The organism is Paenarthrobacter sp. TE3676, from assembly GCF_056279165.1.
In genome coordinates this window covers 49310-69867 of record NZ_JBWBQU010000004.1, presented here as the reverse complement: position 1 = coordinate 69867, position 20558 = coordinate 49310, and the positions used below count along the sequence as shown (strand labels likewise).

Below are 20558 nucleotides of genomic sequence, written 5' to 3'. Positions count from 1 at the left end.
GCGCCGGGAAGCCCTTATCGCGGCCGGAACTGGTCCATGACCGGGCACTCGAAAGGTTCACCCGCGAAGAGTCCGACGTCATCCAAGTACTTCACTACCGCCGTGTAAGACGCCAACAAACTGGTTTCGGTATAAGGAATGCCCAGTTCGCCGCAGCACTCCTTCACGATGCCGGACGCGCGGTGCAGGTAGGGGCGAGGCATGTCCGGGAAGAGGTGGTGTTCAATCTGCCGGTTCAGTCCGCCCATCAGCGTGTCCATGAACCGGCCACCGGAGATGTTCCGGGCAGTGAGCACCTGACGGTTGAGGAAGTCTGCCCTGGTTGAACCGGGCAGTATTGGCATGCCTTTGTGGTTTGGGGCGAAAGACGCGCCCATATAGAAACCGAAGACACCTAACTGAACTCCGAGGAAAGCGAACGCCATACCTAACGGCAGCAACGAGAAAACCAGGAACGGAACCACGAGGAGTCGAAGCATGATGACAGGGATCTCCACCCAGCGGTGATCGACTTGTCTCTGGTGCAGCAGATACTTCAGGGAATCAATGTGCAGGCTGACGCCCAGGAAGAACAGCAAGGGAAACAACAACCAGCCTTGCTTGCGCGTGACATGAACCATCACCCCCCGGCGCGAGCTTGCCGCTTCGGGATGAAACGCGATTGCTCCGGTATGGATATCCGGGTCCTTGTCGATCACATTGGGAAAGTTGTGGTGACGGGTGTGTTTCTGCGCCCACATTGAATAGCTGATACCCACCAGGCCTGTACCAACTAGCCGCGCGGACCACTCATTCATTCCCTTGGACTTGAACACCTGCCGATGCGCGGCTTCATGGGCCAGGAACGCGAACTGGGTGAGGACCACGCCCATTCCCGCCGCAATAAGAAGCTGGAACCAAGTGTCCCGCAGCAAAATCAACCCACTCCAAGTTCCCGCCCACGCCACCATCAGGATCACAAAGACCGTGATGTAAAACCCTCTGCGGCGCTTCAGCAGTCCGGCACTACGTACAGACTTCAGGAGTGCGGAGTACGAAAGGACCGTCCGGGCGGCACCCCGGTCCGGCTGAATTCCATCGGACGAACGTTCCGGTGCCATGATGCCTCGAACCACTTACCGGTGGACTCAACAGAATCGTTTCCCACCGTCCCTTCAGGGTACGCCGGTGACGCCAACAAAGAGCCAGGAATTTGTTTTCAACCGGTTGTCGATTTCTGCTCGCGCGGTTCGACCTATGGATGAGAAGGTCGAAGGGCGGCTTTCCACGACACAGGAGATTGAGTCAGATGGCGAAATACATGTTGATTATGCGGGCAGACGACGCTTCCTACGCCAAGTTGGAGAACATCGATTTCAACGAGATCCTCGAGGCAATGGGCAAATTCAATGACGAGCTGATCCGCGCCGGAGTCCTCTTGGCCGCCGAAGGCCTGGACGACGCCAAGGACGGAGTGGTGGTGGACTTCACCGGTGAAACCCCGGTGGTCACTGACGGGCCCTACGGTGAAACAAAGGAACTCTTCGGCGGCTATTACATCCTGGACGTAGCTTCCAAGCAGGAAGCCATCGAATGGGCGAAGCGTGCGCCAATGACTGCAGGTACCAAGACCGAAATCCGTCGCGTCACCAGCATTGACGAGTTCCCTCAGGACAACGAATGGATTCAAAAGGAACGCGCATGGCGCGAGCAGACCGGCCAGCTCTGAGATTCGCCGCCGGAACCCCGGTCATCAACGACCGGCGTGAGCAGCAATGAGGCAAGGGCCGCCGTCGAAGCGGTGTGGCGGAGCGAATCCGCCCGCATCGTCGGCGCCCTTGCCCGCTATACCGGCGACTTTACTTTGGCAGAGGACCTGGCACAGGAAGCGATGGCAGAGGCTCTCGTGTCCTGGTCCGTCAACGGCATCCCCGCAGAGCCGGCGGCCTGGCTCCTGACTACCGGCCGGCGCAGGGCAATCGATTCGTTCCGGAGGCGTGCTGTTCGCGACGACAAGTACGCCCTGCTGGCCCGTGACCTGTCAGAGGAGGAACCGGGCATGGACGTTTTGTTCAATCCGGATGCCATCGATGACGACGTCCTCGCATTGATGTTCGTCTCCTGCCATCCCGTGTTGTCCAAAGAGTCGCGAATTGCGCTGACTCTTCGGGTTGTGGGCGGTATGGGCACGGAGGAGATTGCCAAGTCGTTCCTGGTCCCCGTTCCCACCGTCCAAGCCCGTATTACACGAGCCAAGAAGACCTTGTCGGCGGCACACGTGCCGTTTGTGGTGCCCGAGAAAACTGATATACCGGAGCGGCTGGGATCAGTGCTGCAGGTGCTCTACCTGATTTTCTCGGAAGGTGCCTTTGCGTCCGGTGGTGACTCGTGGATGCGCACGGAACTGGCCAGCGAAGCACGTCGTCTGGGACGGGTTTTGGTTCGGCTGGCCCCTGAGCCCGAAGTCTTTGGCCTCTTGGCCCTGATGGAACTGACGTCTGCACGTTTCCCAGCCAGGCTCGACGCAGCCGGTCAGCCTGTCCTTCTCGAAGACCAGGATCGGCGCCGGTGGGACCAGTCTGCGATACGCCGGGGCCGGGCGGCACTTTCGACGGCGGTGGCGGCCGGCCGCGGTCTTGGCGCCTACGGATTGCAGGCGTCCATTGCGGAATGCCACGCGGTGGCGCGGGCAGCAGAGGACACGGATTGGCAACGAATTGTCATCCTGTACGAGGCACTGGGGCGTTTGGTTCCATCGCCTGTCATTGAACTGAATCATGCAGTCGCGGTTGCCATGGCTGCGGGTCCGGCCGTAGGGCTTCACCTCGTGGAAGCCCTTGCAGACAGGGGTGAGCTACATGGCTCACACCTCGTGCAGACAGTGCGAGGCGAACTCCTTGCCCGGCTGGGCCGTCTCGTGGAGGCCAAGGCAGCCCTCGTCGAAGCACTCAGCCTGTGTTCGAACGCCGCCGAACGGAGCGCGCTGGAGCGGAAGATCGCAGAATTGGCAGACCAGCAGAGCTGACAAATCACGACATCTCTATGTTCTCTGGGGTGTGTGGTGGTGGTTGCGTCGTGGTGTTTGTTGGGGGTCGAGGTGGGGTGGGGGGATGAACCAGGGGACTCCGGTGGTGATGTCGATGCGCCATTGTTCTTTGTGGATGAGGTGGTGGTGGTGGCTGCAGAGCAGGGTGCCGTTGTTGGTTGATGTGGTGCCGCCGTGGGACCAGTAGGTGGTGTGGTGGGCTTCGCACCAGGGGGCGGGGATGGTGCAGTCGGGGAAGGCGCAGCCGCCGTCGCGGGCGGTGATGGCTTTGCGGATGTGGGGTGGGAAGATCCGGGTGGTGCGGCCGATGTCCAGGACGCGGGAGTCGGTTCCGAGCAGGACGGGGATGATGTCGGCGTCGCAGGCGATTTTGCGGATGGTGTTCGGGTGGATCGGGCCGGTGAAGGTTGCTGTGCCGGTGCTGAGTTGTTGGTGGTCGTTGACTTGTTTGAAGAGGTCGCGGTGGTCGATGGTGACGGTGAGTTGGGGTCGGAGGCCGCCGTTGGAGGGCAGTTTCCCGGTGGTCATCGCCAGGGCGCAGGCTCCGACGAGGCCGTTGAGGAGTTTCTGGGCCCGGCTGCGGCGGTCCAGGTCCGGGCCGGTGGGCTTGTTGCCGGTGGGATTGGTGCCGGTGGTGAGTCTGGGGTTGGTGGCGGTGTTCATGGCGGTGGTGAGGGTTTCGTATTGTTCGGCGGTGGCGAAGATTTCGAGGTGGTGGAGTCCGTGGCGGCGTCGGCGGCGGAGGAACGCGCCTTGGAGTTGGCGGAGAACTTCCTCGGATGGTTCGGTACCGTCCTGGTCGATGACGTCGGTCCAGCGTTTGGTCATTTTGGTGACGAAGTCCGGGTCGGATTCCATCGCGGTGGTGGTGAGGGCGTGTTCCATCCGGGTGATGGTGTCCTTATCGGTGAGTTGCCGGACAGTGTCCAGGGCGGTGCTGATGATCGTCGCGGACCGGGAAGGCAGGTCGCCGGAGGCGAGGGCGTCGGCCAGGACTTCGCGCCGGGCCGGGATCTGTTGCCCTGCGATTCCGGTCTGGGGCAGGACATCGGCCGCGAGGGCGAGCCTGCGCCGGGCTTCCCCGACGCTGATCCGCAACCGGGCCCGAAGGAACTCAGCGGCAGTCCGGTACCCGTCATCCAAAGGGCTCACTTTTGAATCGGCGGCCGCTGTAGCCGCATCTGGGGAACTGCAAACTTCCGAGGACATCGCCGCGTTCACAGAACTTGCCGGGGTTTCGGATCCAGGCTCTGGTTCAGTCCACCCCGTCCGCCATCCCGGCCCGGCCCCGAACTCGGACGCCCCCGGCGACGCTTGCTGTGCTTCTTTCCGGGTCCGTTCCACCGCCTGCGCCGCGACGACCTGCAAGTACTCCAACGACCGGGAGATCTCCTCGACCCTGCCCGCGAAATCGGCAGCCTCAACAAAACCAAACAACCGCGCCTCATCGACTACGGATTCACGAAGCGACCCCAGGGCTTCGCTCGCCTGCTCAAGCGGCTCGCCCACAGCACCTGGTGAAGGCCGGCCGCCTTCGATCAGACTTGCTCTGCGCTTGATGTCAGCGGCCAAGACTAAAGGCAAACCAGGCACAGCATCCAAGGATTTCACGCCGTCACCGGTGCTGAACTCCGGTAAGCCGCTCAATGACTCCAATCCGGGAAGCAGCCCAGCGCCTCGAGAGCTACCCGCGAGGGTGTCGGCCGCCGTCGAACCCCTCAATGTGGCCGTCCGGACAGGGACGCCCAGGGATCGCTGACGCAGCAGGGCATCGACGCGCGGCGAACCCGCCCGCCGTGCCACGACCTGCCCGATTGCTCCCATAAACCAACCCTGTCATGGAGCTCTGACATTATTAGCTCCTCTGCAATGACCCTCCTGTATGACGGCAAAGAAGAGGGCATTCGGCGGTAACCAACGGAAAATGCTGGCGTCGGATGCCTACAGCGTGGGCAGCGCCAAACCGTCTACACGCCGCCCGGCGCATGGCATTGGCACGGCGCGGCTCCGGACCACTTCATGAGTCACCTGGCCATGTGGGAAACCGCGTGCCTCACAGACGGCTCCGAGACGACGCCATGCTGGACCACTTGCACCTCACCACCGCGCGCCTGCACCAAACAGACCCCGTCGGTGACGTGAAGCGTTTGCCCTCCGGCGTGAAGTTGACGAATGAGTAGAAGTTGATGGCTGGATTACTTGTTGTGAATGTTTCGGAGGTCCCCGGCATCCTCAGGAATGGCGAGGGTCGTCGCGGCCCAGCTTGCGAGCAGCTGCAGGGCATCCGCCGTACCCGTGCCGGGTTCCGCGTTGTAGACCGTTAGGGTCAAACCGGCATCGGCGGACAGCTCAAGGGCCTCGTACAACAAATGCAGATCGCCAACTATCCGATGCCGGAAGTGCTTCTTCCCGGTGTAGTGCTGGCGCACGTTATGGGATGCCCAACGAACCCGGAATTCCTCGCTGCGCGTGGACAGCTCACCCACCAGATCGCTGAGGCCCCGGTCGTAGGGATCGCGGCCCGCCTCGGTCCGCATAATGGCCACTGTGTCGTTAGCCGCCCGTTCCCACTCCGTGTAGAAATCCCTGCTGCGAGGATCGAGGAAAAGGAAACGGGCATGATTGGGCGGCCCGGCCGGACTATCGTAAATATCCGAGTACAAAGCACGCCCCAGGGCGTTTGTCGCCAGAAGATCCAGGCGACCGTTGCGGATAAAGGCAGGGGAGCTGCTGATCGCATCGAGGGTGAGTTGCACGCCAGGCCGGATGACCTGTTTCCGTACCGGCCGGCGTCGTGACCTGCCACCTTCACTTGCAGCGCGGGCAAGGTCGTACAAGTGGGCGCGTTCGGCGTCGTCGAGTTGCAGGGCGTTCGCCAGGGATTCCAAGACGCTTTCCGAGACGCCTGCGAGATTTCCCCGCTCCAGGCGCGTGTAGTACTCCACGCTGACTCCGGCCAGTATGGCAACTTCGCCGCGGCGGAGGCCCGGTACGCGGCGGTTGCCGCCGTAGGCGGCCAGTCCCGCTTGCTCAGGCGTGATCTTCGCCCGTCGCGTGGAGAGGAAATCGCGCGTCTCTGTCCGGTTGTCCATGCTTCAACGGTATGACCTTTGGCCCGCTGAGGGAGTCCCTGTCATTACCCCTAACAGCAGTAACTCCTTTCACTCAGGGAAAGGAGGTTAGATGGAAACATCCAACAACGTTCACCACGCAGGAGAAACATGCCTACCGCTAACGCTTACGCTGCCCCCTCGGCCACGGGCGACCTGACCCTGACCACCATCGAACGTCGCGAGGTCGGTCCGAACGACGTCCACATCGATATCAAGTTCGCCGGCATCTGCCACTCGGACATCCACACTGTTCGCGGTGACTGGGGCCCTCAACAGTACCCCTTGGCCCCGGGCCACGAAATCGCCGGCATCGTCACCGGGGTTGGCTCGGATGTCACCAAGCACAAGGTGGGCGACCGTGTAGGCGTCGGCTGCATGGTGAACTCCTGCAAGGAGTGCAAGAACTGCCTTGCCGGTGAGGAACAGTACTGCCTTCAGGGAAACGTGGGCACCTATGGCGCCGTTGACCGCGACGGCACCATCACGCAGGGCGGGTACTCCAGCAGCGTCGTGGTGAATGAGGACTTCGTCGTCACCATCCCGGAAGGTTTGGACCTCGACGTCGCCGCACCGTTGCTGTGCGCCGGCATCACCACCTACTCGCCTCTGCACCACTGGGGCGCCGGCCCCGGTAAGAAGGTTGCCGTCGTCGGCCTTGGCGGACTCGGCCACATGGCCGTCAAGATCGCCGACGCCATGGGTGCCGAGGTAACAGTGCTCTCGCAGTCGCTGAAGAAGATGGAGGACGGTCTCATGTTGGGCGCGGACCACTATTACGCCACAAGCGACCCCGCCACGTTCGAACAGCTCGCCGGCACCTTCGACCTCATCATCAACACTGTCAGCGCTTCCATCGACATCAGCGCCTACTTGCAGCTGCTCACGCTCGACGGCACGCTGGTCAACGTTGGCGCGCCCGCCGAGCCGCTGCCGGTCAACGTGTTCTCGCTGATTATGGGTCGCCGCCGCTTCGCCGGTTCCGCGATCGGCGGTATCCGCGAAACCCAGGAAATGCTGAACTTCTGCGCGGAGCACGGCCTTGGCGCCGAGATCGAGGTCATTCCGGCCAGCAAGATCAACGATGCCTACGAACGCGTTCTTGCCTCCGATGTCCGCTACCGCTTTGTCATCGACGCCTCCACTATCGGCTAGATGCACAGCACCCCTAGAGCAGCATCATGAGAAAGGCCACGCCCCCGTTAATGGGGCGTGGCCTTTCCTGCACCACGCAGCAGGGACAATGGTCTGGTGACTTTCAGACTGGACACCATCGGTACGGGACTGGTCTTTGCGGAATCCCTCGCCAAGCTTGCTACCGCCTTGCAAGACCAAGGGGACGGCGGAACGGCAGTAGTCCAGGCGCCGCCCGGCACAGGAAAAACCACACTGGTTCCACCCCTGCTCGCCAATCTCGTGTCCGAACAGAACCCGGGCCAACCACGCGTCGTCGTCACTCAACCACGGCGTGTAGCCGCCCGCTCAGCCGCCCGCCGCCTGGCCACGTTGGACGGAAGCCGCCTGGGTGGCAGGGTGGGCTACACCGTCCGAGGTGAAAGCAAAGTCAGCCCGGACACCGTCGTCGAATTCGTCACGCCTGGCATTCTCCTTCGACGTCTTCTGGCTGACCCCGGCCTTGAAGACGTCCACGCCGTGGTCCTGGATGAGGTCCACGAACGTGGACTCGAAACGGATCTCCTGGTCGGCATGCTCGCGGAGGTTCGTGAGTTGCGCGGTGACCTCACGCTGGTGGCCATGTCGGCAACCCTCGACGCCCCGCGTTTCGCAGAGCTGCTTGGGACAGGGCTCGACGGCGGTGGGCCGGCTCCCGTCGTCGACTGCCCTTCCGCGCTGTACCCGCTGGAGGTTCTGTGGGCTCCGGCCCGGGAGCATCGACTGGATACCCGCGGCGTATCCCGAGGTTTCCTTGATCATGTGGCCCAGACGGCCGCGACATCCCACGCAGCGGCCCTGAGCCGGAATCCCGAGGTAGACGCACTGGTTTTCCTCCCGGGAGCCCGGGAAGTTTCCGACGTCGCCACTCGTCTTCGCGGGCAGCTGCCACAAGGTGTGGAGGTGCTCGAGCTGCACGGACAGATAGGTCCGGAAGCCCAGGACCGCGCCGTATCCGGCCGTGAACCCGGCGGGCCGCCCCGGATCATTGTGTCCACGTCGTTGGCTGAATCGTCCCTGACCGTTCCCGGCGTACGGTTGGTCATCGATTCCGGTCTGTCAAGGGAACCACGACGGGACGCCGGCCGCGGAATGTCCGGCCTCGTGACCGTCTCCTGTTCGCGTGCTTCGGCAGATCAACGCGCCGGTCGCGCAGCGAGACAAGGACCGGGCACGGTGGTTCGCTGCTACGACCAGCAAGCCCATGCTGCAGCTCCGGCACATCAGACCCCCGAAATCTCCGTTGCAGACCTCACCAGCGCTGCCTTGGTTCTTGCCTGCTGGGGCGCACCCGGCGGTTCAGGATTGCAGCTGCCGGACGCACCACCAGCCGCGGCCATAAACGATGCCGTGGAGGTCCTCCGCGAACTGGGTGCTGTTACACGCGATGGAACAGTCACTGCCGCGGGTAAGACCCTGGCGCGCATCCCAGCCGACCCCCGGCTTGCCCGTGCCTTGTTGGATGGATCGGCTGTTGTGGGCCAACGCGCAGCGGCTGAAACAGTAGCACTCGTTGCCGGCGATCAAAGGGCACCCGGCGCTGACCTCACGAAGCTGCTTACGGCGCTGCGTTCCGGATCAGATCCGGGCGCCCGACGTTTCGCGGAAGACGTCAGGCGGATGGAGTCGCTGATACAGAAGGAGACGCGGGTACGGCAGGAGGTTGCCGCCGTCGTGCATCCCACACCGCCTGCCGGTGTCACGGCGAGGGAAGCGCCCGGTTTTGTGGTGGCGTTGGCTTTCCCTGACCGCGTGGCCAGGCGTGTACCCGGCGATGGATCCACCACGTACTTGCTCTCGTCAGGGACGCGGGCCGGGCTCCCCACTGGCAGTTCACTGTCCGGGCACGATTGGCTCGCGGTTGCCGAGGTGTCGCGCGCCCAGGGGCGTGATGCCGCCGGCACCGGCGCGGTCATCCGTTCCGCCGCGCCCTTGTCGCTTGAAATGGCGGAAGCTGCCGCGCCGGATCTCCTCACGGAGACGGTGCGGGCGAAGTTTGACCAGGGCCGGGTAATGGCCAGGCTGGAGCGCCGTATGGGAGCCATCGTCTTGTCCTCGACGCCCATCCGTCCCAGCGCCGAGTCCGGGCGTCATGCCGTTTCCGAGGCGTTGGCGAAGGCAGGTTTATCCATGATCGGCTGGTCGACCGCAGCTGACGCCCTGCGCCGCCGCCTTGCATTGCTGCACCGCGAGCTCGGAAGTCCCTGGCCCGACGTCCGCGAAGCCGCGCTGCTGTCCACGCTGGAGGACTGGCTGGGCCCGGAGCTGGAAGCGATTGCCGCCGGCGCCCCGGTGAGTTCCATCAACCTCGTCGACCCTTTGAGGCGCCTGCTCCCATGGCCGGAGGCTGCCCGGCTCGAAGACCTCGTGCCGGAGCGCTTGGCGGTGCCGAGTGGTTCGCGTGTCCGGATCGAATACCCCGAGGTTTCGGACAGCAGCGGCGGTGGTCACGACGACGGCCGCCCCGTTGTGGCGGTCAAGCTTCAGGAATGCTTCGGTTGGGACCGCACGCCGCGTCTCGTGGAGGGTAGGGTCCCCGTGCTGTTTCACTTGCTATCCCCGGCAGGAAGGCCGCTGGCCGTCACGGACGATCTCGCCTCTTTTTGGTCCGGTCCCTACTCCCAGGTTCGGGCCGAGATGCGTGGGCGTTACCCCAGGCATCCCTGGCCCGAAGACCCGTGGACCGCACCGGCCACGGCCAAGACGAAGAACAGGATGTAGCCGCTCGTCCCCGGAAAGGCCGGCTAAGCCTGCCGCTCCAACATGAATTGGATTTCCCCGTCCACAAACGTCCCCAGCACGCTGCCTGCTGCGAATTCGTCCGGGGCAGTGGTCAGGGGATCGAGCTCGAACGCCGTGAAATCGGCGCGCTTGCCCACGGTGATGGAGCCCGAAACGTCCCACTGGCCTGCAGCTTTCGCTGCGTGGGAGGTGTATCCCTCCAGAGCTTGGAGCGCTGTGAGGGCTTGGGACGGTGCGATGGGCTCCTGCTCCGGATTCCCCGAACGACGGCGCAACTGGGCGTCCGCGATGATTGGAAGCGGCTCGTAGGGCGCGATCGGCCAGTCAGAGCCGATACCCAGAGTCACTCCGGCGTCGCGAAGATCACGGCAGCGCCATGCACGGTCCGCCCGCTCCGAGCCAAGGCGCGTAGACCAGTTGTCGCTGTGATCGGCAAGTGAGTAGTGGGTGCAATGGGTCGGCTGCATGCTGGCCACCACGCCTGCGCCCTTGAAGCGTGCCACCAGCTCATCGGGCACTGTTTCAATGTGCTCGATCCTGTGGACGGTTCGGTGCAGGATGTCGGCAGGAACGTTGTTTCGCAGCGATTCCAAGGCCTCCAATACATGGTCCACCCCGGCATCGCCGATAGCGTGTGTAGCTGTGGGAATTCCGCGGGAGGCAAAGTACCGGACGGCGGCGGAGTATTCCTCGGGCCGCGGCCAGAACGGTGCGGTGGATTGGCCGTGAATATCAGCTTCGTAGAGCCAAGCTGTTCCGTTGTCCACGGTGCCATCGACGAAGAGCTTAATGGCTTCAATGGACCAGCGCCGGCCGCCGGTGCCGATGCTGCGGGCCAACTCTTTCCATTCGGCTTCACCACTGCCCGGCATGCACCACGGCGCGGCCCGAAGCCGCAGCGGGAGTTCGCCGTCCGCCTCCAATGCCTGGAAGAGTGCGGTGGATTCCTCGCTGTGGTCCATGATGTGGCCGCCCGTCAGGCCCGAGCGGGCGAAGTCCCCCAGGAGCTCGGCGAGTCGCGTTTTGCGTTGGGCGAAGGACTCTTGCGGGATGTGTCGCTGCACCAATTCCATGGCCGCAGCTTCGAGCAGGAGCCCCGTGGGAACGCCGTCCGCGTCGCAGACCACCTCAGAGGCTTGGTCGAATTCGAATCGGCCATGGACTCCGGCCAGTTCCAGGGCGCGGCTGTTTGCCAATGCCGAATGACCATCGAACAAGCGAATAAGCGCGGGCTGGTCCCCGGTGACGGTGTCCAGCACACTGCGGTGCAACGGTACAGTTCCGAAAGCGTTCGGGTTCAGTCCCCAGCCACGCAACCAGCCGCCGTCGTTTGCTGCTTCTGCGCGCAGGAGTGTGAGGACTTCATCCAGCGACGTAGCGCCGGCAAGGTCGACGCCGATTGTCAGGTCCAAGCCGAACACCGGGTGCATATGGCAGTCCACCAACCCGGGCGTGAGCGTCGCGTTACCGAGGTCCACCACCCGTGTGTCCGCCTGTTGCCAGGCCCTGGCGTCTTGGCGGCTGCCGACGGCGGTGATCAACCCGCCGCAGATGGCGATGGCCTGGACAGACTGGTCCTGGTGTCGTTCATCCATCGTGTGAATGGTGTCGGCAAGGACGATGAGGTCAGGAGTCATGGGTTTCAAAGCTTCCAATCCGGGCAAAGACGTCGGGGCGGGTGGTGCGAAGCCTGCGGGCAACCAGTAGGCCGGCAAGGAAAACAACGGGCGCGACCAGGAGCAAGATGGTGTTGGTGAGCGCATCGGCAAAGGTGAGGAGTTCGATGTTGATGGCGATCAGTGCCACCACGCCGAACAGCAGGATGGCCGAGGTCACGCTCAGGGGGATGAGCAAACGGTGCGTGGCCGCGGCGGGGTTACGCCGCAAGTAGATGAATGCAGCTACCGACACCAGGCCCTGCAGGGCCACGATCCCGAAGATGCCCGGCGTGTTGACCCAGATGAGCAGCTGCTTGTAGGGATCCGCACCGGCGATGGCACAAATGCTGATGACGACGGCGGCGAGAATGGTCTGGATCTGCCCTGCACGGTGCGGTGATTTGTACTTGGGGTGCGTCCTGCCGAGGAACGCGGGGAGCACACCGTCTTTGGCGAGCATGTACACGTAGCGGTTGATGGCGTTGTGGAAAGCCAGTTGGGAGGCGTAGACGCTGGTCACGATCAGCACGTACATGACGACTTCCGCCCATGGGCCCACGTACTGGTTGATGGTGGCAAAGAACATTCCATCGGCCAGCTCCCCGGCGGCAACAACCACGTTTCCATCGCCGTAGGCCTGGATCACGGTCCACACAATGAAGGCGTAGAACACGGACATGAAACCCACTGCGATGTAGGTTGCCCGGGGAACGGACCTGTCCGGATTACGCGCTTCGCGGCGGTACAGCACGGTGGACTCGAAGCCCATGAAGGCAGCAAAGCAGACAGCCAGGATGGCCAGAACACCCGGTGTGAAGGCATGCTCGGGGGAGAACGAGGCGAAACTGATGCCTTCAGCGCCGCCACGTGCAAGAATTCCGAATCCCATGATGGCCAGGATCGCAGTCTCGGCGATAAGCAGGACGCCGAGGACTTTCGCGCCAACATCGATGCCCCGGTATCCCAGAAACCAAACGGCCGCGATTGCTGCCAAAGCGACGGCAGGCCAGGGCACGTCCCAGCCCAAGAGTGCGAGGAGCATGGCTTGGGTCTGGACGGCGAACAGTCCGTAGACGCCGATTTGCAGGCAGTTATAGGAAACGATCGCCAGGATGGCGGAGGCCAGGCCCACGGTTTTGCCCATGGCCAAGGTGATGTAGGTGTAGAAGCCGCCAGCGGCTTTGACGTGTTTGGTCATGGCCATGAAGGAGACGGCGAAGACCAGCAGGACCGCTCCGGCAATGGCGTAGCCCATGGGGGCGCCTATGCCCCCTACGCCGATGGCTACGGGTGCCACGCCGGCCATAACGGTGAGAGGGGCTGCCGCGGAGATCACCAGGAAGGCGATGCCGCCGGTGCCTATGGCGTTGCGCTTGAGCCCATTCCCGGCGTCTGCTGCCGGAGGTCGGGTTTCGAGGTCAGACATGGGGATCCTCTGGGGTGTTTGGGGAGGGGAGTTTTCAGGAGAAGCCGAACATTAAGCGAAAGGCTTTCGTTTATCGTAAGCCCTTGTGACCCCGCGCACAATACCTCGACGCAAACTTCTGACTAGAGTCGTAACAACAACCTTGAATGGAGACACCCGTATGGCACGCCCGCTGGTCCCGCTGATATCGATTGATGCACTCGTCACCGCTGCCCTTGAACTGGTGGACGAGGCAGGGGACTTCAGCCTGCCGAAACTGGCTAAACGGATCGGCGTGAGCCAGTCCTCCATCTACAACCACGTCAGCGGGCGGGAGGAGATCCTCGAGCTCATGCGTGGCCGGATCATCTCCGAGAGCCCCTACATCCTGGAGGACGAGCAAGATTGGGAGGCGTCACTTCGCGCGATTGTCCGGAGTTATCGAGACGCCTTTGCCCGCCATCCAAAACTCGCGCCCCTGCTGGTCCTCCAAACCGTTCAGGACGCACAGGTCATGGCCCTCTACGAGAACCTGGCAGTGGCCCTCGAAGCCGCGGGATTCCGCGGGCGGGATGTCATGTCAGCAATTTCCACCATTGACAGTTTCGCCCTGGGCTTCGCGCTGGACCTGGCAGCTCCCGACGTCGTCTGGGCGCCACCGGCGCAGGGGTACCCCGCCCTCACCAGCGCCTTGGCTCACGCCGGCCCCACTGATGAGCGAGGCGAGGCAGCCTTCGAGTTCGGCCTCGAGATCCTCATCGCCGGACTGCATTCCCGCCTTCAGTCGACGGTGCTGTGAATTTCGCGCAAAACTGGTGGGAAGCGGTGGTCCGCGGCTTCACCGACACGCACACCACCGCCGTGCCCCTACCGGCCCTGCTGGGCATCCTCGCATGCGCCGTCGTCCTGAGCATCCCTCGTGCAACCTGGAGGTGGTTCGGCCTCTACGTCACCTTCGTGCATGAGCTGGGGCATGCCTACGCCGCACTCATGACTGGGCGCTTTGTCCATGGGCTCCGGATCGGCCTCGACCATTCGGGGCGCCTTGTCAGCAGTGGCCGGAGCGCGTTCGGGGCAGCGTGGTCCGGGTTTTGGGGCTATCCCGCGCCGGCGGTCGTCGGGTTGTGCCTGATCGCAGCCTTTGCCTCCGGCCGGTCCGGCGCAGCCATGTCCATCGGTGCTGTGATCCTGCTGGTTTCGCTCATCTTCCTCAGAAACCTCACCGGAATCCTGGTGGCCGTGTTGAGCGCTGCCATCGCGCAGCTCCTGGTTCTGTTTGCGACGCCCGCAGTAGTCAACTATGTAGTCCTGGCGCTCGGCGTCGCCCTGTCCGTGGGCGGTGTTCGGGATCTGCTCAAACTTGCCGGCGTGCACACCCGACGCCGCGACCGCTTGGCTGCCTCTGATGCCTTTCTTCTTGGCCGCACCACGGGCGTCCCGGCGTTCGTCTGGCTGGCCGGATTCACGGTGGTGATCACCGGTTGCGCCGTAGCGTCGGTGTGGTTGTTGTGGGGGATGCTGACCGTTTAACGCGGTGGTTGACCGTCGCTCCAGGGCCCGACGGCGATTGTCCGGCTTTCGTCGCCGCGAGGCCTTGCCCTGTGGTCGCCTCAGGGTGTCCAATCCTCTTTAACGTTCGAACTGGATGCGTTCGGACACGGTGCCGGGATACAAACACCAGGAGGTACCCATGTCCGCGAAGGGCACGCGAGAAACAGCAAAGGGAACCGGACCTGGCGCAACTGACACCAGGCGCGGTGACAATGGAGCTGCCTTGGCGGTGAGCGATCCAGCAAAAATCCGGAACGTGGCACTCGTGGGACATTCGGGTGCGGGCAAATCGATGCTGGTGGAGGCCTTACTGGCCGCAACAGGTGCCATCACCCGCATGGGCTCCATCAGCGAAGGCACCACTGTCAGTGATTCGGACCCCTCCGCGATCCATCAGCAACGCTCAGTCACGTTGTCCGTAGCTCCGATTCTTGTGGGGGACATCAAGGTCAACCTGATCGACACCCCCGGCTACACCGACTTCACCGGCGAACTGCGCGCTGGGTTGAGGGCCGCGGACGCAGCCCTTTTCGTTGTGTCGGCTGTTGATGGCATTGACGGTGCCACTGTTGCGTTGTGGGACGAGTGCGAGAAGATCCGAATGCCGCGTGCGGTGGTAGTCAGCAAACTTGACCATCCGCGCGCTGACTTCAGTGCCGCCGTCGTGCGTTGCCAGGAAGCGTTCGGTGAATCTGTTCTCCCGCTGTATCTACCGACCGTGGGCAACGCCGGACTCATCGGCGTACTCCACGGCACAGATAATTCCCACGGCACAGAGAAGGGGGAGCTGGACCCGGCTTCGGATGTCGAAGCAGCAAGGGGACCCCTGATCGAGGGAATCATCGCTGAGAGCGAAGACGAAACGCTCATGGACCGGTACCTTGGCGGTGAAGAACTGCCCCTCGCGGACCTCATCGACGATCTTGAAACTGCAGTGGCACGGGGCAGCTTCTTCCCGGTGATGCCGACGTCGTCCGAAACAGGCCTGGGACTTCCGGAACTAATGGCACTGTTGACGGATGCTTTGCCATCGCCGTTGGAACGCCGCGCCCCGGCGGTGATGGAACTCGACGGCTCCTCACTGAAGCCCTTGCCGTGTGACCCGGCCGGACGACTTGCCGCAGAAGTAGTGCGAACCACCGTAGATCCATTCCTCGGCCGTGTCTGCTTGGTGCGGGTCTTTTCAGGGACCCTGCGGGAAGACTCTGCGATCCATATCGGTGGCAGGGGTTTGGCGGATCGGGGGCACGAGGATCACGACGCCGATGAACGAATCACCCATCTCTATTCGCCCGTGGGTTCGAGCCTCAAAGCCATTCCGCAGTGCCTTGCCGGTGACATCTGCGCCATCAGCAAGCTGGCCAGCGCGGAGACAGGGGACTCGGTCTCCGGCCGTGAGGCGCCGCTGCTGATCGAAACCTGGAACATGCCCGAGCCTTTGATGCCTGTAGCGATTGAAGGGGCATCGCGCAGTGATGAGGACGCTCTGGCCAAGAGCATCGGAAAGGTGGCAGCTGCCGATCCGACGCTTCGTTTGGAACGCAACCAGGACACACACCAGCTCATCCTGTGGTGCATGGGGGAGGCCCACGCCGAGGTTGTCCTGGACAGGCTGCGGAGCCAGGGCGTCAAACTCCAGATCGTGGATGTCATCACGCCCCTCAGGGAAACCTTTGCCACCAAGGCAACCGGACATGGGCGGCACGTCAAGCAATCCGGCGGCCACGGACAATTCGCCATCTGTGACATTGAGGTGGAGCCACTGGCCCGCGGTGAGGGTTTTGAGTTCACCGACAAGATCGTGGGCGGGGCAATCCCCGGGACGTTTGTCACCTCCGTCGAGAAGGGGGTCCGCTCACAAATGCTGAAAGGTGTCTCAGCCGGATTCCCGGTGGTGGACATCAAGGTGACGCTGGTAGGTGGAAAAACCCACAGCGTGGACTCCTCCGACGCAGCCTTCCAGGCGGCCGGCGCGTTGGCCCTGAGGGAAGCTGCGGCCAGCGCCAGGATCCAGCTGCTGGAACCCGTCTCATCCGTTGTCATCAGCGTCCCCGACGAATTCGTGGGCGCGGTGATGAGTGATATGTCCGGACGCCGGGGGCGTGTGACCGGCACTACCGCCGCTGAGGGTGAAGGAACGGAAATCAGTGCCGAAGTGCCGGACCAGGAGCTCCTGCGGTACGCAATAGAACTCCGTGCCCTCACTGCAGGCACGGGCCGTTTTCGCCGGTCCTTCCTTCGCCACGAACCTCTGCCGAAGCAGGCCTAGGCGTTTGCCCGCAGGAAAGCAGCAACCGCCGGGGCAAGCGACGCCCCAACCTCGGCCGCCCCACGTTTCAGGCCCTTGACCGCGAACGAATGGTCACTGCCCTCACTCCACTGGAGTGTCGCCGTCGGGCCTATCTTCGCCACCACTGCCTCCAGCAGTTCCGGCGTAGCGAACGTATCGCGTGTTCCTTGGAGGAAGAGCATGGGCACAGTGACGCCGTAGAGGTGTTCATCCCGCAGTTTCTCCGGCTTGCCGGGTGCGTGGAGCGGATAACCGAGGTACACCAAACCCCCTGCGGGCATGCCCTCGGCCACTGCCATGGAAGCCATACGTCCACCAAAGGATTTACCCGCTGCCCAAAGGGGTTCCCCTTCGCCTAGCTCAGCTGCTTTGTCCATCACTGCCCGCCATGTAGCGATGGCCAGCGGCGGGCGGTCCGGAAAACGCCGGCCAGCCTCCCGGTAAGGAAAGTTAAAGCGCAACGTGGACACGCCTTCGTCGGCCATTGCCCCAGCGAAACCCTCCAGGAACGGGTGTTCCATTCCGGCTCCCGCCCCGTGTGCCACAACAAGGGTAGCGAAGGGCATCGGGGGCCGAATGTGAAGGGCTGACACTTCGGTTTCACCGACGCCGATGGTCACGGATGTTTCAATGTTTGGCATGCATCCATCATTGCCCACGACACCAAAACGCATCGGGTGCTGACGCGCAAGGCTTAAACGCGGTAGCTTGTGGCCATGGCGAGCGAAGCAACCACCGTTACTGTCCCTGGTCCTGACGGCCCCCGCGAGGTCAGGATTTCGAGTCCAAGCCGGGTGATGTGGCCTGAAGCCGGACTGACCAAGCTGGACCTTGCCAACTACCTCATCGACGTCGGCGAGGCTTTCGTGACGTCAAACGGGAACCGGCCGATCAGCCTCCAGCGCTACTCGGGGAACATCGAGGGCGAGATGTTCTTCTCCAAGAATCCGCCTAAAGGCGCCCCGGAGTACGTCCGTTCAGTGCCCGTGACCTACCCCAGCGCACGTTCACACCCCCAGCTGGTGATCGACGAGCCGGCCGTTGCCGTGTGGGCCGCGCAAATGAACACTGTGGTGTTCCACCCATGGGCGTCCCGGGCCAACGATCCCGACAATCCCGACCAGCTCAGGATCGACTTGGATCCCCAACCCGGCACAGACTTCGACGACGCCATCCCGGCTGCGCTGGAACTGCGCTCCGTGCTGGAAGAAGCCGGACTCACGGCGTTCATCAAAACCTCCGGCAACCGGGGACTCCACGTGTATGCACCTATCCATCCCAAGCATGAATTCCTCGACGTACGCCACGCCGTGATCGCCGCTGGACGCGAGTTGGAGCGGCGAATGCCGGAGAAGGTCACTACGGCCTGGTGGAAAGAAGAACGCGGGACCAGGATTTTCGTGGACTTCAATCAAGCCAACAGGGATCGGACCATTGCCGGGGCATACAGTCCACGTGCCGTACCTACGGCCCAGGTGTCCTGCCCGTTGACGTGGGACGAACTGGAGAGCGCTGATCCTGCGAAATACACCATTAAGACAGTTCCGGATCGATTGGCTAAAGTAGGCGACCCGTGGGAATCCATGCACCATCACCCCGGTGACATCGACGTCCTGCTCAAGTGGTGGGAGCGCGACGTCAAGAACGGTCAGGGCGAAATGCCCTTCCCACCGGAATTTCCCAAGATGCCGGGCGAACCCATGCGCGTGCAGCCGAGCCGGGCACGCACACCGGAGGAGTAGGCCGCAGAAACAGCAGCGGGAGTACGTATGCCGCGACGTCCAGCGAGAGGGTTACGGACTACCGCCCTCACATGCGGCTGGCTTGCCAGCGCATTGGTGCTCAGCGGTTCCTTCCTCAGCGCGTGCACCGAAACCCCCGAACCGCAGCCGGTTCAGCCCACCACCGCCATGGCGCCCCCGCCGGCAACAACTGCTCAACCTTCGACGCCGGCCCCTCCTGCCGCACCCACGCTCACCACTTCTCCGGCGCCCACGGAAAGCGTTGCAACCACCCCTGCGTTCCAGGAGCTCCGCGCCACTCTGGAGCTCTTCTCGCGGGAGAAGCTCGAAGAAGGGGCGTCTGCCGTCCTCATCAAAGCCAAGGTAGGCCAGCAGGAATGGACGCTCGCGGAAGGAGTCTTGAGCCGGGAGCGACAGGCCGCTGTACAGTCGGGTGACCGTTTCCCTGTGGGTGAACAGTTCCGGACCTTCTTGGCTGTCTCTGTGATGAAGCTCGTGGAAGAGGGCCGGCTGGGTTTGGACGACCCCGTCACCGCGTACCTTCCCGGCGCCCTCACGGCAAATAGTCCCGTGACGATCCGCCAGCTTCTTGGCGACGCCGCTGACGTAGCTGCCGCTGACCTGCCCGCCGCGGCGCTCAATGCTGATGCCCTGCTGGGCCGGGTAGTGGAGCAGCTTCGAGGTGCGCCGCTGGGGGCTGTGTTGCGAACGGACGTCCTGACGCCCTTGAACCTCCAATCCACGGAGTTCCTGAATGCCAACTCCACTGTCCCCGATGACGTCATCCACGGATATGTCCAGTTGGAGGGAGAAACCGTGGACGTTACCGGCACCGGGCTCCCGGACGGGATCTCCAACGGAGGTCTGGTATCCACAGTGGAGGACATCCTGGCCTTCCAAGCCGCGCTGCTAAGGGGTCAGTTGTTGTCCCCGGCGAGCCTCATTGCCATGAAGGGCACGGTGTTTGCCGACTATGGCCTCGGCCTGGACCACTGGGATGACCGCTGCACCAACGGCTTCTACTACGGCCATGAAGGCGACATTCCAGGGTACGGAAGCATTGCCATCAGCAGCGCCGATGGCAACCGCCAACTGTCCATTTTCATGGCCTACCCGCCACAGCCTGTCTCGCCCCAGCCGTCAGCCCTGGCACTGGAAATGACTGGCGTTGCACAAGTCGCCCTGAATTCCGGGTGCCGCTTTCAATTCAGGTGACTGCCAATGACGGTAAGGCGCCTATTCGAAGCGCGAGGGATCGCCGGTTCCGTACCGCACAACCTCGGCCACGCCGCTGGAAAAGTCGATCACGGTGGTTGCTTCTGAGCCGGTGTCGCCGGCATCGATGACGCCATCCACCTGGTTGTCCAAGCGCTCCTTGATTTCCCATCCCTGGGTCAACGGTTCTTCCTCATCCGGCAGCAGGAGCGTGCTGGAGAGCAAGGGCTCGCCCAGCTCGGCCAAGAGCGCCTGGACCACCCGATGATCCGGAATGCGCACACCCACGGTTTTCTTCTTGGGGTGCAGGAGCCGCTTGGGAACCTCACGGGTTGCCGGGAGGATGAACGTGTAGCTGCCGGGCGTGACGGCCTTGATGCTCCTGAAGATATCGTTGTCCAACATCACGAACTGCCCCATCTGGGCGAAGTCCTTGCACACCAGGGTGAAGTGGTGTTTGTCGTCCAACTGCCTGATGGTCCTGATGCGGTCCAATGCTTCCCTGTTGCCGATCTGTGCGCCAAGCGCGTAGCAGGAGTCGGTAGGGTAGGCGATCAAGCCGCCTCCTTGGAGCATGTTCACCACTTGGCCGATGGCGCGTGGTTGGGGATCTTCCGGGTGCACATCAAAGAATCTGGCCATGGAAA

At 63.0% G+C, this 20558-nt stretch carries 17 protein-coding genes; 10 read left to right on the top strand and 7 right to left on the bottom strand.

The window, feature by feature from the left end; genetic code table 11:
- Positions 1–14: 14 nt before the first annotated feature.
- Positions 15–1100 carry a fatty acid desaturase family protein gene (locus tag ACZ881_RS10940; RefSeq protein ID WP_476115144.1) on the bottom strand — a complete coding sequence of 362 codons (1086 nt, stop codon included), beginning with the start codon at positions 1098–1100 and terminating at the stop codon, positions 15–17.
- Between the two features lie 188 nt (positions 1101–1288).
- On the opposite strand from ACZ881_RS10940, the gene ACZ881_RS10935 reads away from it, so the two are divergent.
- On the top strand, positions 1289–1708 hold the full coding sequence (locus ACZ881_RS10935) for a YciI family protein (RefSeq protein WP_476115142.1): 420 nt from the start codon (positions 1289–1291) through the stop codon (positions 1706–1708).
- A gap of 36 nt (positions 1709–1744) precedes the next feature.
- On the top strand, positions 1745–3004 hold the full coding sequence (locus ACZ881_RS10930; protein ID WP_476115139.1) for an RNA polymerase sigma factor: 1260 nt from the start codon (positions 1745–1747) through the stop codon (positions 3002–3004).
- Between the two features lie 15 nt (positions 3005–3019).
- Here ACZ881_RS10930 and ACZ881_RS10925 read toward each other — a convergent pair whose 3' ends face one another.
- Positions 3020–4849: an HNH endonuclease signature motif containing protein gene (locus tag ACZ881_RS10925; protein WP_476115137.1), complete on the bottom strand. Its 1830-nt coding sequence runs from the start codon at positions 4847–4849 to the stop codon at positions 3020–3022.
- A 224-nt stretch (positions 4850–5073) separates the two neighbouring features.
- Between ACZ881_RS10925 and ACZ881_RS10920 the strand changes: the two genes are divergently transcribed.
- Positions 5074–5205: a hypothetical protein gene (locus ACZ881_RS10920; protein ID WP_476115135.1), complete on the top strand. Its 132-nt coding sequence runs from the start codon at positions 5074–5076 to the stop codon at positions 5203–5205.
- 15 nt (positions 5206–5220) lie between these two features.
- On the opposite strand, the gene ACZ881_RS10915 is transcribed toward ACZ881_RS10920, so the two are convergent.
- Positions 5221–6117 (bottom strand): helix-turn-helix transcriptional regulator, encoded by an 897-nt coding sequence (locus ACZ881_RS10915; protein WP_476115133.1) that lies wholly within the window; start codon positions 6115–6117, stop codon positions 5221–5223.
- A gap of 129 nt (positions 6118–6246) precedes the next feature.
- Between ACZ881_RS10915 and ACZ881_RS10910 the strand changes: the two genes are divergently transcribed.
- On the top strand, positions 6247–7290 hold the full coding sequence (locus tag ACZ881_RS10910) for an NAD(P)-dependent alcohol dehydrogenase (protein WP_476115130.1): 1044 nt from the start codon (positions 6247–6249) through the stop codon (positions 7288–7290).
- A 96-nt stretch (positions 7291–7386) separates the two neighbouring features.
- Positions 7387–10029, top strand: coding sequence for an ATP-dependent helicase HrpB (gene hrpB, locus ACZ881_RS10905; protein WP_476115128.1), 2643 nt, complete (start codon positions 7387–7389; stop codon positions 10027–10029).
- 23 nt (positions 10030–10052) lie between these two features.
- On the opposite strand, the gene ACZ881_RS10900 is transcribed toward hrpB, so the two are convergent.
- Positions 10053–11687 (bottom strand): amidohydrolase, encoded by a 1635-nt coding sequence (locus ACZ881_RS10900; protein WP_476115126.1) that lies wholly within the window; start codon positions 11685–11687, stop codon positions 10053–10055.
- Positions 11677–13134, bottom strand: a complete 1458-nt coding sequence (locus ACZ881_RS10895; protein ID WP_476115123.1) for an APC family permease — start codon at positions 13132–13134, stop codon at positions 11677–11679. The genes ACZ881_RS10900 and ACZ881_RS10895 overlap by 11 nt, the downstream gene beginning before the upstream one ends.
- Positions 13135–13294: 160 nt before the next feature.
- On the opposite strand from ACZ881_RS10895, the gene ACZ881_RS10890 reads away from it, so the two are divergent.
- From ACZ881_RS10890 to ACZ881_RS10880, 3 genes are all read left to right on the top strand, one after another.
- Positions 13295–13912: a TetR/AcrR family transcriptional regulator C-terminal domain-containing protein gene (locus tag ACZ881_RS10890; protein WP_476115120.1), complete on the top strand. Its 618-nt coding sequence runs from the start codon at positions 13295–13297 to the stop codon at positions 13910–13912.
- Entirely contained in the window at positions 13909–14643 is a 735-nt protein-coding gene (locus ACZ881_RS10885) for a M50 family metallopeptidase (protein ID WP_476115118.1), read from the top strand. Before ACZ881_RS10890 ends, ACZ881_RS10885 begins: the two co-directional genes overlap by 4 nt.
- A 160-nt stretch (positions 14644–14803) precedes the next feature.
- Positions 14804–16933: an elongation factor G-like protein EF-G2 gene (locus ACZ881_RS10880; RefSeq protein ID WP_476115114.1), complete on the top strand. Its 2130-nt coding sequence runs from the start codon at positions 14804–14806 to the stop codon at positions 16931–16933.
- On the opposite strand, the gene ACZ881_RS10875 is transcribed toward ACZ881_RS10880, so the two are convergent.
- Positions 16930–17595 (bottom strand): alpha/beta hydrolase family protein, encoded by a 666-nt coding sequence (locus tag ACZ881_RS10875; RefSeq protein WP_476115109.1) that lies wholly within the window; start codon positions 17593–17595, stop codon positions 16930–16932. The genes ACZ881_RS10880 and ACZ881_RS10875 overlap by 4 nt on opposite strands.
- A gap of 75 nt (positions 17596–17670) precedes the next feature.
- Between ACZ881_RS10875 and ligD the strand changes: the two genes are divergently transcribed.
- A complete protein-coding gene (gene ligD / locus ACZ881_RS10870) occupies positions 17671–18696 on the top strand; it encodes a non-homologous end-joining DNA ligase (RefSeq protein WP_476115106.1) in 1026 nt (341 codons plus the stop codon).
- A gap of 27 nt (positions 18697–18723) precedes the next feature.
- On the top strand, positions 18724–19911 hold the full coding sequence (locus ACZ881_RS10865; RefSeq protein WP_476115104.1) for a serine hydrolase domain-containing protein: 1188 nt from the start codon (positions 18724–18726) through the stop codon (positions 19909–19911).
- Positions 19912–19932: 21 nt separating this feature from the next.
- Here the strand turns inward: ACZ881_RS10865 and ACZ881_RS10860 are convergent, their stop codons facing one another.
- Positions 19933–20553, bottom strand: coding sequence for an L-threonylcarbamoyladenylate synthase (locus ACZ881_RS10860; protein ID WP_476115102.1), 621 nt, complete (start codon positions 20551–20553; stop codon positions 19933–19935).
- Positions 20554–20558: the final 5 nt, after the last annotated feature.